At 50.0% G+C, this 14,085-nt stretch carries 7 protein-coding genes; 1 reads left to right on the top strand and 6 read right to left on the bottom strand.

The annotated features are described in order from the left end of the window. Positions 1 to 8 precede the first annotated feature (8 nt). The gene (locus QZJ86_RS08665; protein WP_301938935.1) at positions 9 to 308 is read right to left on the bottom strand and encodes an HU family DNA-binding protein; all 300 of its coding nucleotides are present in this window, start codon (positions 306 to 308) and stop codon (positions 9 to 11) included. A gap of 166 nt (positions 309 to 474) precedes the next feature. Here QZJ86_RS08665 and QZJ86_RS08660 point away from each other — a divergent pair, with 166 nt between their 5' ends. Further along, positions 475 to 3,003 carry a DNA phosphorothioation-associated putative methyltransferase gene (locus tag QZJ86_RS08660; RefSeq protein WP_301938192.1) on the top strand — a complete coding sequence of 843 codons (2,529 nt, stop codon included), beginning with the start codon at positions 475 to 477 and terminating at the stop codon, positions 3,001 to 3,003. 27 nt (positions 3,004 to 3,030) lie between these two features. Here QZJ86_RS08660 and QZJ86_RS08655 read toward each other — a convergent pair whose 3' ends face one another. The 5 genes from QZJ86_RS08655 to QZJ86_RS08635 are packed head-to-tail and all read right to left on the bottom strand — an operon-like array spanning position 3,031 to position 14,063. Next, complete coding sequence (locus tag QZJ86_RS08655; protein WP_301938190.1) at positions 3,031 to 3,906, bottom strand: protein kinase domain-containing protein; 876 nt, start codon at positions 3,904 to 3,906, stop codon at positions 3,031 to 3,033. A 14-nt stretch (positions 3,907 to 3,920) separates the two neighbouring features. After that, a complete protein-coding gene (locus tag QZJ86_RS08650) occupies positions 3,921 to 5,234 on the bottom strand; it encodes a GmrSD restriction endonuclease domain-containing protein (protein ID WP_301938189.1) in 1,314 nt (437 codons plus the stop codon). Next, positions 5,231 to 10,651, bottom strand: coding sequence for an FtsK/SpoIIIE domain-containing protein (locus QZJ86_RS08645; RefSeq protein ID WP_301938187.1), 5,421 nt, complete (start codon positions 10,649 to 10,651; stop codon positions 5,231 to 5,233). Before QZJ86_RS08645 ends, QZJ86_RS08650 begins: the two co-directional genes overlap by 4 nt. Further along, complete coding sequence (locus tag QZJ86_RS08640) at positions 10,651 to 12,171, bottom strand: hypothetical protein (protein ID WP_301938185.1); 1,521 nt, start codon at positions 12,169 to 12,171, stop codon at positions 10,651 to 10,653. Before QZJ86_RS08640 ends, QZJ86_RS08645 begins: the two co-directional genes overlap by 1 nt. Next, on the bottom strand, positions 12,168 to 14,063 hold the full coding sequence (locus tag QZJ86_RS08635) for a hypothetical protein (RefSeq protein WP_301938183.1): 1,896 nt from the start codon (positions 14,061 to 14,063) through the stop codon (positions 12,168 to 12,170). Before QZJ86_RS08635 ends, QZJ86_RS08640 begins: the two co-directional genes overlap by 4 nt. Positions 14,064 to 14,085: the final 22 nt, after the last annotated feature.

Raw genomic sequence — 14,085 nt, 5'->3', positions numbered from 1 at the left:
TCTAAAACTTACTGAACCGCGTCTTTCAAGCCTTTGCCGGCTTTGAAGGATGGCAATTTGGCGGCGGCAATCGTAATGGCTTCGCCTGTTTGTGGATTGCGTCCAGCGCGTTCGGCACGTTCTTTTACTTCAAAGGTACCAAAGCCTACCAAAGCCACGGAATCACCGGATTTCAACCCAGCTTGAATGGATTGGGTGATGCCATCCAATGCGCGACCGGCGTCGGCTTTAGTTAGATTGGCGTGGCTGGCGATGGCGTCGATGAGGTCGGATTTGTTCATAGTAGGTGTAGGTTTAAGATAAAAAATTGATTTAGATACGATAAGCTACGCATCTGTAGCAACAGGGTGATAGGTTGTAAAAATCGGTTAGCAATATTTCAATTATGCGTAAACTGCATATGCCAAGGGAAGGTAAATATTATGGATTAATGGCCAACAACCCTTCAAATAAATTGTAATATGGCTTAAACCTATGCTGGGCAAAAAAGTTCTAAACAATGTTTATTGGCATTACAGTCTAACGGATTCTCAACATTACGAAATACAGCAGACTGTCAAGGCCGCCGAGATTTTGGCTCATTTAAAACCAGGCCTTGGTTACAACGTCATCAAGTATGACGGCAAATCAAGCATGCTGTCTTTGCTTTGGTATCCCAATTTCTTCGAAGAGCCATTCCCTGCCTTAGAGACGAGTTTTCGGATTGATCTGACAACGCAAAGAGTCGAAAAGCGCAGTTATCAGACCTCGTTAAATCCGCCGATCTTACATCGCAAGGAATTATTACTGAGCCGCGATGCGCCAAACTATCAGCAATTTACCCAATTAACCGAGACAGCCGAACAACTGGGGCTATTCGACGACACAATCAGGATTGGCTTCAAACAAGCCTGGGACGCGTTAATCCGCGAAAAAGGTTTTCAAATCATCGATTACCAATTTCTGCCGATTGGCAATGATGAATTTCCGTCCACCGATAGCCTAACATTTGAATCGATTGAAAGCACAAGCATTTCCCGGCACCTGACGGCGCTTTCCCGCAGTAATTTATCCGCGCCGATGCAATGCCTGGCGCGTCACGGATTTTTAGGCGGCTCGCTAACCGTATTCGATTACGGTTGCGGCAAAGGCGACGACATTCGTAATCTTTCGGCAAATGCCATTCCGGTGTCCGGCTGGGATCCGCATTACGCACCGGATCAACCCAAGCAAGCCGCCGACATTGTCAATTTGGGCTTTGTGATCAATGTCATCGAAAACTATCAGGAAAGACTGGAAGCATTGAGAGGCGCATATAACCTGGCTAACCAAGTGTTGGTGATTTCCGCCATGTTATTCAACCAAAATGCATTTAAAGGCCAGGCTTTTAATGATGGCGTCATTACTCAGCGCAATACCTTCCAAAAATACTATACCCAAAGCGAGCTCAAAGAATTTTTAACGGATTCCTTAGAAACGGACGCCATTCCTGTCGCGCCCGGCATCTTTTTTGTATTTAAAAATCAAGATGCGGAACAGCGGTTTTTGCTTGGGCTGCAACGTAGCCAACGCAACGTTTTACGCTTAACGTATCGATCCGTTTCACCCGCAGAGCCAAAACTGTCTCGAAGTGAGAAGAAGTATTTGGCGTACAAACACCTTATCGACCCGCTGTGGCAGAAAATTCTGGAACTTGGGCGGCAACCCGACAAATCGGAAATCGATGCACTGATCGAGCTCACCGAAACCTTTGGTAGCATCGGCAAAGCCATACGCTTTACGCTGGACAACAATGAAGAAGCGCTACTCGAGCAAGCCCGGCAAAGTAAAATCGAAGACTTAATCACCTATTTCGCGTTACAGGCCTTTTCCAAACGCAAGCCCTACAGACATTTAGAAACTGGGCTGCAAAAAGACATCAAGGCCTTTTTCGGCGATTATCAAAATGCCATCGGGACAGCCAGATCGATTTTATTCAAAATCAGCGATGCCGAGCTCATTGCCGAAGCCTGTAAACACGCGACTGAGCAAGGTCTAGGATTTTTGGATGAAGGCGAGGCTTTGCATCTGCACACCAGCATGGTTCAGGAACTGCCGGCTTTGCTGAGGATATACATTGGCTGCGCCACGATTTTGTATGGCGATATCGAACAAACGGATTTGATAAAAATACATATCCAATCCGGCAAATTAAGCCTGATGCGTTACGACGACTTTGAGAACCAGCCTATCCCACGCTTGCTGGAGCGAGTCAAAATCAATTTGCGAGAACAAACGTTCGATCTATACGAGTACGGCGACGCATTCGTACCCACCAACCTGTATTTAAAATCCCGCTTTATCAACGAGGAATTCCCGCACTTCGCCAATCAGCTAAATTTTGATGAGCAGTTACAAGCATTAAACTTATTTGACCTGAGCGGCTACGGCCCCCAACCCGAAGAGTTTCGGCAGACCTTAGCTCTAGCTCGATGGGAAATTGATGACTTTGAACTGATTCGTAGCCGTTCAATACCTGATCTAGATGTCCCATGCGGACAATATTTTACTTACCGACAGTTGATTGAATGCGGAGAAACCCAAGCGCGTATTGGACTTCCAAATCTCCCAAAAGAACCAGACAGCTACAACGCGCTTTATGAACTAGCTACGAAAATTTTGGACCCGTTAATCGACTACTACGGCATGATCAAACTCACCTACGGTTTCTGCTCACCCGAACTCAGCAGGCACATCAATGGACGCATTGCACCAAAGCTAGATCAGCATGCCGCACATGAGCTGAACCGACTGGGCAAGCATGTCTGCCCGCGATTGGGTGCAGCAGTAGACATCCTCGTAGAGGATGAAGATATGAAAGAAGTTGCTCAATGGATAATTGATAATTTGCCTTATGATCGACTGTACTTTTATGGATCAGATCGACCTATTCACGTAAGTTATTCGGCAATACCAAATGGAGAAGCTTGGGAATTACGAGTACAAGCAAATGGACTGAGAGTCCCAAGAGTTTTCTCAAGATAACCGGAATCTAGTGATAAAATATGATTTTTAAAATCCTATGGCTTGGACCACTGCTGTTCCGAATTCATTTGCCGTAGAAAAACGGCGGTTCAATGAATGCTGTAATCCCCGCGCTACAGGTTCGTAAAGGTATTCGGCTCCTATCCAGTCTTCACGAGACAATATTCCACTCGGATGCCGACGATTTACGACCCACCAGAAAACGGCGGCAAGCTGGAACACATCAGATGCAAAAGTAATCTCCTCCGACAATCCGATCGCTTTGTTGTTAGCCTCTGGCGACATCCAGAAGCGCGGTCCCGGAACCTGCCAACTTGGTGTCAGATCCTGTCCACCGCAGCCATCGAGAAGAGAACATAGCCCGAAATCACTGATCACCCATCGTTCACCGATAACAAGAATGTTATCAGGCTTAATGTCCCTGTGAATCGCGTGACGGTGAAGCAATTCCAAAGCGCTAACCAATCCACGGAATTGGGCAGAATAAATTTCATACTCAATGGGGACTTTCTCGTTTTTCACAAACTCTCTTAAAGAGCAGTTTGCTCGCTCCATTATGACAAAAGGTAAAGTCAACTTGCATTCCTTCTGCCGTTTGTCAAAAGTAGACGAATCAACGGTTCCGCTAGTGATAGAACCGATCAAATGGTCGTGTCGCAAAGCGGTAAGGCTCTGCATCAATTGTCGCTCTATTTCGAATCGTTCGGATCTGCTGTCTTCACGTGTGTTCGTCAGAAACTTGACTGCATACACTTCGCCATCGGATTCATCGGCGCATTCGCAGACTACAGCATTGCCACCCTCCGCAATTTGCTCCTGAACCGTATAGAACTTACCGTTTGTACCAGTGATACGCTCGGGAATCTTAAATCTCTTTTTATGGAAAAGAATATCTACAAACATATGTCTAGGCTTCCTCAAAATAGGCTGCTTTGCGACCCTTGATCAAAAGTTAGCTCATGAGATGTATCCTCGCTTGTGATGAAGGACCACTTCACAGGATCGGCGCACTCACTATGAATCCGATGCGTATTACTCAATTGGAACACGGCTGAGTCTTTAGGCCATCCTATGATCTCATCAGTTCTTGGATCAATGGACCGTTCGCATTCGGAGCAATCAAACTCTGGAGGTGGGCACATCCCACCTCCAAAATCGGTTGTCAATATGCGATAAAAGAGAACTGCTCCATCGCCTACGGGAGGCTTGCGCAAATAGCTTCCACTTAAAATGCTTTTCAGGAATTGTATCCGCCAACGTCGACTAGAATGGGAGTTTGCCTGTGAAACGCATTTGATCGCGTAGTCTCGGCAATCCTTACACTCAGATTCTGGAGCAATCAGTTGATCGAGCCATTTGAGATCTTCCCTTAACGGCCCTAATTCAATGTTGTCGATGTTCCCACCAGCCTTTCGTAGATCGTCGATCGCAAGAACGAGCGCATAAAAATCCGCTTTCTGCCTGAACCGAGTCGAAGATATCGGTAATTCGTCGGAGAAAATCCTCTCAAGATCTGCCACAACAGCCATAAATCTGTCATTGGTCGCTTCTCGATCCTGAGGCACCCATGACGCATACGACAAATAATACGAATCGAGCATATCGCGCTTGTCTTGGGGACCGGCAATCAACCCTGCCAACAATTCGGAAACGAACTCGACATCGGCGGAGCGGCGACGATTAGCTACGGTAAAAATTTTGCTTGTCTCGAGAAAGTCGATGAGCGCTAGACTTTCGGAAAGTCGCAGGAAATCCCCCGGAAAATCAGCCCTGCGCAACTCTTGTTTGGTAAGGGCAACAGAATATTTGTTCAGCCGAGAATAGGTTTCCCTTAGCTCCTCATCCGAGAATTCGATTGCCTCATTGAAATCGACGCGATACTGAAGAAAAGCATTTTTAACCTCTGTCGGCAATTCCGAGAAGAACTTACCTTGGAACTCCGCCGTATAGGGTTTTTCCAAATTGAATTGGTTTTTTAAGAAGGCCAAAATAGCACTAATGCGTTGCTGTCCGTCAATGACAGTGCGATATATCTGGTCATCCTTTATTGTTGAAGAGACGAAAATCTTCGGCATTGGAATGCCACGAAGTATGGTGTCCATCAACATGATCCTAGCAGCGTCGCTCCAGACCTCCTTTCGCTGAAAATCTGGCCTTATTTCAAGGCGTCCGTTGGTTTGCCAATCCCTGATATCGGAAATTGGATGCGGGCTCGAATTCCAACTTTTCATTTTCTAATCTCGTCGTCTGTTTGCTCGTTTGTCGATCTGATGGAATCGACAGCTAAAACGATGTCATCATCTGTCAAGAATGGGGCCTGCGCAAAAATCAGTCCCTGCTCGCCGTTGAGTTTCGCGGCAAGATGTCCCTTGCCCAGCAGTAATTCAGCGCCGGGTCGGTCCAAGGCGATTTTAGAGGTCGCCTCGCTGGCTACCTTCAGAATCAGCCTGTTCCCAAGATTCTCCCTAAGCTGCATTGGCATCACATCCTTATCAGGACGTTGAGCCGCAAATATCAGATGAATTCCAGCGGCACGAGCTTTAACCCCAAGCCTTTGGACCGCAGCTCCGACCGCTGCCTTATAAGCATCATCGAGCATCCAGTCAGCAAATTCGTCATGGACAAGGAAAACCATCGGAAGTCTACTTTCTGGAGTGGCTTTGGCGTTGTATGTAGCCAAATCCCGCGCTCTAGCTGCTGCGAACGTCCGGTAGCGAGTTTCCATCTCCTCGACCAATTCAGCAAGAACCTCGGCTGCGCGCTCCCGCGTGGTAACCATCGGCTCGCGCAAATGGGGTAAGTTCTCGAGAGCAACGTAGTCGACCCCCATCTTCGGATCGATCAAGACAATCTGTGCTAACTCTTTCGGATTGGTCACGGCTATATCCAGCAAAATAGCTTGGATTAAAACCGATTTACCACTTCCCGTTGCTCCCGCAACCAAAGAATGGGGTTCGTGAGCTGCAAGCCCAGCAAATTCTCCCCCTAAATTGAGATAAAGGATGGAGCCGCTGATCTCCTGTAGACCGAGGATGAAGGAAGTGTTAATTCCAGCGGCGTTCCTATTTAGTTTTCTGCGCGCCCAAAGATCCCACATGGAAACCGACTGTCTTTTCTCACTGGCCAGAGTAATCACAATCTCCCCTGGTTTTGGCTGAACGGTTACCAAACGAAGCGCATGTGTTGTTAACAGTTGTGTACGCTTTGCCTCTATATCCTCGATGCGTAAGCGGTCAGATCCGGCCAACCTAATAAGACAGCCATTGGGGGTTAAGCGTGTCCCTAGAACAGAAGTCTGTAAGCCGTAGCTGTTGAGCGCTGTCTTCAGTTTTTTAGTTGCTTCTTCGGCCCAAGATTCGCGCTCATCCTCCGCAGCGAACAAGCTGGCGGCCTTTAATGAAACAATTCGTGCAAATTCGGTGTGACCGTGTTCGGATTCGGCGAGTGGATTTTCGTCGGATACAGTCGGCTTAAACTCCTTTGGAGTCTTAAGCGGCGATGTCTCGACGCCGGTATCGGGAGGCTGCGGGACAAGAGTCACATCGCTTTTCACCTCTGTGTAAGATTCGACAATTGGAGTGAGTCTCTCAACCATAGCGGACCATGCCACTCGAGCCGCTGGTAAACGAGGATCGGAAAGTGTCCATGGGGTCTGAAAGCCAAAGGACGCCCGGATTGGTGTAGGATCTTCTTTGCATGAGTAGGCTTCCAAAAGCCGACGGAGCTCGGGTCTGTCAAAAACTTCTTGCCATGCATCGATCCCATCAGAATTATCCAACAGCAGCCTTTCGGATCCTGGAGACTGTGTGGTCGGGTCAGAGGAATGAATGAAGATATGCGAATAGCCTCGCAAGGAGATTTTAGCTTCTCCGTCCCTCAATTTAGCCCGCATTCTTTCAAGTAATTCCGCACATCCTGGCGGGATGTCAGAGTCAATGAGCAGATCGGCTAGCCTAGAGAGCCAGAGATCTCTATCGAGGCGACCAGGATCGCCGAAAAGCGCATCCCGAAACGTGCTTAGCGTGGCCAGGAGCTGAGCTTTAGAGGATCGTCGGGCCTCCGTAGCGCCATGCACTGATACATATTTGGACTCAACAACGACCACATGCAGCAGTGGCCCGTCGTCCGACTCTTCCACGCAAAGCCCCAATATATCAGCGATTCTACTCTCCCGCTGAGCTAGCCAGTCGGCATAGTCATCCAGCAGAAAATAGGCGGTGAAAGCTGGTCGCGCTCCATTGCCGGCAAGTCCTTTCAGTTCCCGCTCAACGAGATATCGACTCATCACCAAGCCAATCATTTCTCCAGCGGACACGCCTCTTTTCGCCGCTCGCAGGACAATATCTCCCGAGATCGATAGAGCGTCTCTTTTGGCACGATTGGTGACTTCATTGAGCTGGTCGGGGGTTAGCGTCACAACTTCTTCTAGCCGCCGTCGTAAAAGAACGCTTAATAGACGCAATTCCGATGTGGAACTCACAATCATATTTCGGCCGTTTGTCGTGGCTCGTCTATAGCGAACGACAGTGATTCCGTTGGCCTGTAGCTGGCGCTTGTCCAATAATTCATCGTAGGTGGCGACCCATTCTGCCAGAGAGTGCGCGTCGTCCAAAATCTCGTGAAGAGCTTCGCTTTGCAGGGAAATCCTACGAGCAGGAAGATACTGGGTGTTCAGGGGGGCATCTAACTGCCTCGCGACCGAGGCGACAGTATTCACATAAGCCCAGCCAGACGCGGTCTGGCGCGGACATGTGAGAAAAGTCGTCGATTTAAGCTCGTTCTCGCCGGAGACACTGCGGTAAGACCATCGAGAGGGTACGTGTTCCAAATTCGGGCGATCGTTACTCCAATCGACGGAGATCCATTCCACTACAGCAGTCCTGGAAATGACATCGTGCAAAAAGGCGATATCGAAGGGTCGGAACCCCGCAGAAGAGGAGGAAGGCGGTGTCGATGTTGCGGGTATAGCCGACATGCGCAGCTTTGATATGAAGTTTTCCGAGGTCTCACTGACCACAGGAAGGTCGGGATCATCGCTAGCCTTGGCGACAAGTTCCGTATAGACCCGACGCAGTTTTTCCGGATCACGATGCCGCACAGAGATATCGCATTGGAACCCACCATTAGTTTGCATCCCGGCGAGTTCACGCACGACGGACACTGGAAGTTCGGCTGCGTCCGAGTTATAGAGAAGTATGCTAAGGTTGGCAGCCTCATGTGGCTGGAGTCCAACATAGCGTTCCATGAGTTCTTTTACCTGCTTTGCTGCTATGCTGGGATCCACGTCAGACATTGAACTATCCTCACCACGAATGGGGCGCTCAAGAAGGCTATATCCGTTGACCGTACTAGTTTCAGAAACCAAAACCGCGCTGCCACCACGCGTAGCGATGGCAATCTCTGGATAGAACGGATGGGCTAGCTCTGCCGAAAACTCTCGAAAGAAGATATTTCTATCTCCAAAGGAAACGGCAGTTCCGCCTAACATATGAGAGATCAAACCCGCTACTCGGCGGGTTTTGACAGCAAGAGCTTTCATCCGCTCAGGATGCCAAGGAGGGATGATGACACAAGGCTGGTCTCCCAAAACGCGGACTGTGCCTATGGAAATGGTTTCGGAAACGAGCTTTGACCGACAGATATCGCCTCGAGCGTGGGTCAGTAACGCCCGTAGAAAGGTCGCAAAAGAGTCAGCTTGCCGCAAAACAGCCTCTCCATGCAGTCCCGTTTCAATGAAGTCTTTTACTGCCTGACTATAGTCAGCCTCAAAAACGTCCCATGTATTCCTCAATTCGTCGCGTTGCTCCGAAGTTAGACGACTCTCTGAGGCTAGTCCGTTGATCGCGGTCTTGATCACGTTCCGCAAGCTTTTCAGTTTCGCAGACGCTGGCACCAAAGAGCCTGCGTCTCTCGAAAACGTAGCCTCGATCGTGCTGGTGTCAAGCAGCGACACGCTCTGCACCCCCCCTTTTTTGCTTACCATCCGACGAGGAACCTCGGTGCAGGCAACCGTGCCTTTTTCTTGGAGACGACGCATGTCATCAAGTAGCGAAAGCCCGATCGACTCAGACCTGAATGTCCAGAGTAGCTGAGTCTTTTCCAAGATAGTTTGACTGTCGCCACGGCCCTCAATGAGAGCGACCTCGAATTTAATTTGGATAGCTTGGCGAGCCAGTGAAACGACTTTTTTGAATTTTTTACCTCGGATTTCCTTCTCTTTAGCGGCGAATAAAGGGAATTCGAAGATTGGATCAGGTAGGTTAGTAGCTCCTCGTATGGCCGGCCACTCGACCTTATCCCCCATTAAATCACGTAGGCCTCGATACATCAGAGAAAAGAAAGTTCCGACATCATGGTTGAAGCGCTCACGCAACTCCGTTCGGCCTTTACTAACGGTGAGTCGAAGGAACCTCTCTTTCCCGGAAGCTGAAAGTCCGGCCCTAGCGATCAGGCGATGAGTGACGGTGGCTAAGCCGTCTAGGAAGTCATTGCATTCAATTGGCTTACCGAAGATAAATTTTTCCCAGCGCGAATGCAGTGCCGGGTTTTGCTCCATATAGCGGCGGTGTAAATCGAAAAATGACTCGTCGTCTTCGTCACTTCCCTCCGATCGACGTTCTCTGCCCTTAAACTCGTCCAAGTAAGTTCGCCAGCGCTCTTCTAGCAAACATTCCTCATCACAATCGTGTTCGAAAAAATGCAACGTCGCCTCGGCAAGGCCAAGCTGCCTGGCTCGGGGTTTATCGAAAATGTGATGGACCCCGTCTTGCTCCCATTCAAAAACAGCCAAATCTACCGCAGTCTGTGAATTCCCGGGAACAGCCTCAATGAATGCTTTGATCGTGTCCTGCGCAGACTCGGCTATATCGTCGACATTTTGCTCGAAGCGCTCACGCATCTCGTCGGCGTCCAGCGGTTGACCGTTCGGCCGAAGCCTTTTCAACAGAGGGGCCCGTGTTGCATAAAGTTTTTCGAAAGCCTTGCGCCAAGACGTCGAAGCTGAACTATAGGATTTTGTGTTGGCGAAGAGCAAGGTGTCTCGAGGAAGACCAACGCAGTGAAGCGCCCAGCCCAAAGCGTGACGGATGGGATGCCCGTGTGATGTCGTGGCTTCGCTGATCATGCAGCAGTATTCCGCCAAATCGTTCAGAGAGAGTTCGGTGGCAGCTATAAGTCCTTTCAGAGCCGCGCGAAAGATGGCCCGATCTTCTGGAGTTGGTGACATGCCGGCTACATGACAAGACGCTTCAACCCATGCATATTCATTGGCTCGAAGCTCCTTAGCTCCAAGAGCCGAAACGTGGCCCAAAGTGTCGGCCAGGTTGTGCTCGTTCCCATTGGCTGTGAGCAATGCCTCTCGGGTCGTGCCTCCGTTTCTAACAGCCCCAGCGTTGAGGCTAGTTAGCGCTTGTATCGGAAGATCCTCACCCTCAACCAAAGTCATGGGTATACGAAGATCAACCCTGCGAGCCAAATCGGGGTTAGCGAGAATCTCCCGCACCACGGCAGCGATCTGGGCAGGCGATAGCTTGTCGAGCCTGAACAGGGCGGTACTCTCGTCTCCGAACAAGTCACCTTGGCGCGCTTCGTCCAGGCGTCGGCGCAGGATGTCAGCGCCCACGCGACCAATGATGCGATCCGTCAACATCAATTTTTTCCTCTTGCAAATGGATTCTCAACGAATGAACAGGAATCCGAGAGTCTGCGAACGAGGCCGAGACTCATAAGACGGGACTCTAAGTTTTCGCGATTGTCGCTAAGGGCTTCCTGGTCGATTTGATCCTCTCGTATCAGATGTCCTCCTTCGGTGTCGCCTATCACTAGACCATATCGGCGCTTGGCCTCATGGAGAAAATCGTCAAACTGCATTCTCTCGTCGACCATGGAAACGACCAAAGTTTTAAGCAAGCGATCATTAGGAGCGTAGCGATAGCGGCGAGAAAGCCTTCTAGAGCTAAGGCCTATGGCGCGCGACCAGGATGCGTGAATCTTGCCAAAATGCTGTTCGTGCCTAGCGAGGGCCTTTTCAGTTAGCACTGCGGCCATCTCTTCACCAGTCATCTGGCTATAATCGTTGTCCTCGTCACTCTCCGTAGACGGCCATTGAAAGCGGTCTCGCAACGCGAGTATGCATTGTGTGCTCTGATCGATTGAGGACAATGCGTTCTCCCATTCCGGAGTGAGCAGGAAACTTTCTATTGAGGCTCGAACCGCCCTCAAAGAAAGTGACTGATTTGCTTGGTAGCACTCACCCGAGAGAGCTCGAACCTTGCTCCTCTCACGAGAGACGATTTCGCAAACGATCTCGACAGGGTCAGTGTCTCCTGCTTCCGCTTTTGAGCATTCGAGGAAATAAAGCAGTAGGTTAAGTCCAGCGCTCGAGATGAGATGTTCCAAGGCATCATACACGGGCATGTCTCGCGAGAGGATCGCTAGCCAATCATCGCAAAGCCTGTCAAACCGTGAGTGCTTTAGATGTGGCAGATACCCAACTGCCCTCGGTTCTGGTGCATGCTGGGACTCTCCTTGCAGTGCTCGAGCGAGGCGATTAAGGGGAGAAGAGGAGACAAAAAGACGCTCGACGAGCAATTGACCGAGCTGGCGACCATTGATAGATCGACAAAGCATCAGATAGAGCAGCTCCCCCGTCCTCGCGAAGAATCGCCGATCGTTCGTGGCGCTTGATGAATCGATGCGCAAATCCTCGTAAAGGGCATCCGGCCCGAACGGGAAAATGAACTTGGAACTCCAGCGCTTGTTGCTGCGAGCCTCGAAAGCGGAAGACCTTAGGAGTTCGATCGCCTTGGCAAAGTCATCAAAGGAAAGGAAGACTTCACGTAGATAGTCGATATTCTCATCACCATGCCCAGTTGCTTCGGCTACAAATAGATCTCGCCATTGCTCCCACTTATCGCTGTCCGATATGGTGCGGTCGCGAACAGTCTGGACATAGGGATTGTTAAACAGCAAAGAGCGTAATCGGATCTGTCGCTGAGGCTTGTAACGAACCTTATCGCCAGGAAGCTCAATCAAGGGGGCGTCCTTGTTAGAGCCGAGAACTCCCAAAAACTCCAGGACTGCAAAATGTGGGAGCTGCTCGTCGTAGAGTCGATGTCCCCAGATATGTTCGTCGACCGTGAAGTCGACGTTATCGATCCGCTCCCTCATATTCCAACCCTAACTGCAATTGGTCTCGAAAAGCCATGGCCATTGTGCTCGATCTCGATAAAGTTAAGATAAAGAGTCCCGTCATCGGGAAGAGGCTCCCCATCTAGTTCCAGTCCGGATCGGAATAGTTCGGCTTGGCGTAGCAGCCGTGCCTTGAAGGCCATCAAGTCTTCCAAGCACTCGTTGGAAAAGCTCGCCGGCAGGGCTCCTTCGGCAACTCGGCAGAGAAATTCGAATCGAATTGGGGATAGGAGGAGGGAAACCTCGTCGTTTGCTCCAAACACGACCGTGATATCAATGCGGGGTTGACCGGTAATTTCGTCCAATTTAATCGCCATGCCTAGGCCGCCAGATACTTTCCGTGCAGGGAGTTCGCTATCACAAAGTACGCTAACTTTTGAATGCGTAAAGCCTCCAGAACTAGCGACAAATATCTTATCTGTATTCTCTAGCAGCAAGCCCGACATAATCCTGTTAAGTCCTCGCGCTAGGCGGGCGCGGGCAGGCTCAGCGATAGCTTTTCGTTGGACAAGGGCCGCAACCGTTTCCAAATAGTCTCCGGCGAAGCGAAACGCAGTCAGGTCCCAGAATCGGAAGTCCGGTTCAGTCTCGGGAAGAGTGAAAAATAGGCGCTGGCGCTGGCTCTCCATGCGCTTGAGGAAAGCCGAAGCGCCCTCGTCAAGCCTCGCCCCCTCATCGCCCTCCAAATATCTCCTTTGGGCGGCTAAATATGATTGCGTTGCTCCATAAAAGGCGTCGGACGCTACTAGGCGGGCGAATGCATCTGAAAGCTTGCTGTCGTCGGTTCCATATACGAGCAGGCCATCTATAGCATTCGAAGTCTCCTCCCCAATTCCAAAACCAGTCAATACCCGAAAAACTGGGCGAGATAAAGTTCTTCGCCTAGGGAGATTCGCGCCAAAAACGTTCCCGTATATACTGCCATTCTCGACGGATCCCGCTTCCTGAATTCTGACGATATCCGAGCAGGACATGAGACCTTCGCGTGCGGTTGGATGACCTAGGATCATGTTCGCGGATAAAGCTAGCAAATCGCGAACTGGTAGATGGGCGCCGTTGTATCTAGCAATCTCAACCAGATCACCTAATCTTTTTGCCATTCGGCGACCGTCGTTTTCTCCAAGTAAACGCCTGCGGTTTTCGGAAATTGGGCAAACACGCCCATCCTTATCCAGGGAACAGCTCAAGCAATTTGACCAAGCGGGATGCCTAGAGACGGCATCGAGTGATTCTTCGAGCGAATGTCGGTGGGCAGTTTTGCTCAAGTCGAAGACGGCTAGCCTTTCATGTTGAGAGCTCGATTGCAGGAAGGCGTCTTGTATGAGCTTGCGCAATGGATGGGAATGCCCTTGGCGATTACCAAGTGACCTGAGCCGCTCCAATATCTGCCCATGATTAGCAGCTAAGACTAGGAATTCCTGATCCTCCTTTCCCAGCACGGATCGTTCTAACATGCCAAGAGCTTCGTCGCCTTGTTCGTCGCTAAGCTCGCTTAGATCCTTTACGAATATGGCTACTCGACCGCCATCAATTGACTGTTTCTTGATTGGCTGGGGATCAGACCACACGCGATCATCACCTCCTAACTCAGACCACAGGCTGCGGCAATGGTATGTCTTGCCATCTCCAGCGGTTCCTGCTATTAGAATAGAGCCTGGCACACCGGAGCGAACACGCTCCAAGATATTAATTAGTTGAGGGCTATTGAGCCGAATAGGGGCAACCTTGGCTTTAGCTAAAGCAGCTGAAACATATTCGTCAAACAAACTTGCATTGTTTGGGGTGGGTCCATAGGAGCGTAAGAAACGTACCCACGAGCTAGCTGGCGGGCTTACAGATGTTTGCAAAGTACGAGTGATAGAATCGTCCATTATTCAGAAAATGAGGGCTAAA

The sequence above is a fragment of the Methylomonas montana genome (genome assembly GCF_030490285.1).
Classification (GTDB): domain Bacteria; phylum Pseudomonadota; class Gammaproteobacteria; order Methylococcales; family Methylomonadaceae; genus Methylomonas; species Methylomonas montana.
Note: the sequence above shows the minus strand (reverse complement) of the source record. Positions and strands in the feature narration are given on the sequence as shown.

What these genes read in the sequence shown, in the direction of transcription:
- QZJ86_RS08660 (WP_301938192.1), top strand. Translation starts at nt 475, where the DNA reads ATGCTGGGCAAAAAAGTTCTAAACAATGTTTATTGGCATTACAGTCTA.
- QZJ86_RS08655 (WP_301938190.1), bottom strand. Translation starts at nt 3,906, where the DNA reads ATGTTTGTAGATATTCTTTTCCATAAAAAGAGATTTAAGATTCCCGAG.
- QZJ86_RS08650 (WP_301938189.1), bottom strand. Translation starts at nt 5,234, where the DNA reads ATGAAAAGTTGGAATTCGAGCCCGCATCCAATTTCCGATATCAGGGAT.
- QZJ86_RS08645 (WP_301938187.1), bottom strand. Translation starts at nt 10,651, where the DNA reads ATGTTGACGGATCGCATCATTGGTCGCGTGGGCGCTGACATCCTGCGC.
- QZJ86_RS08640 (WP_301938185.1), bottom strand. Translation starts at nt 12,171, where the DNA reads ATGAGGGAGCGGATCGATAACGTCGACTTCACGGTCGACGAACATATC.
- QZJ86_RS08635 (WP_301938183.1), bottom strand. Translation starts at nt 14,063, where the DNA reads ATGGACGATTCTATCACTCGTACTTTGCAAACATCTGTAAGCCCGCCA.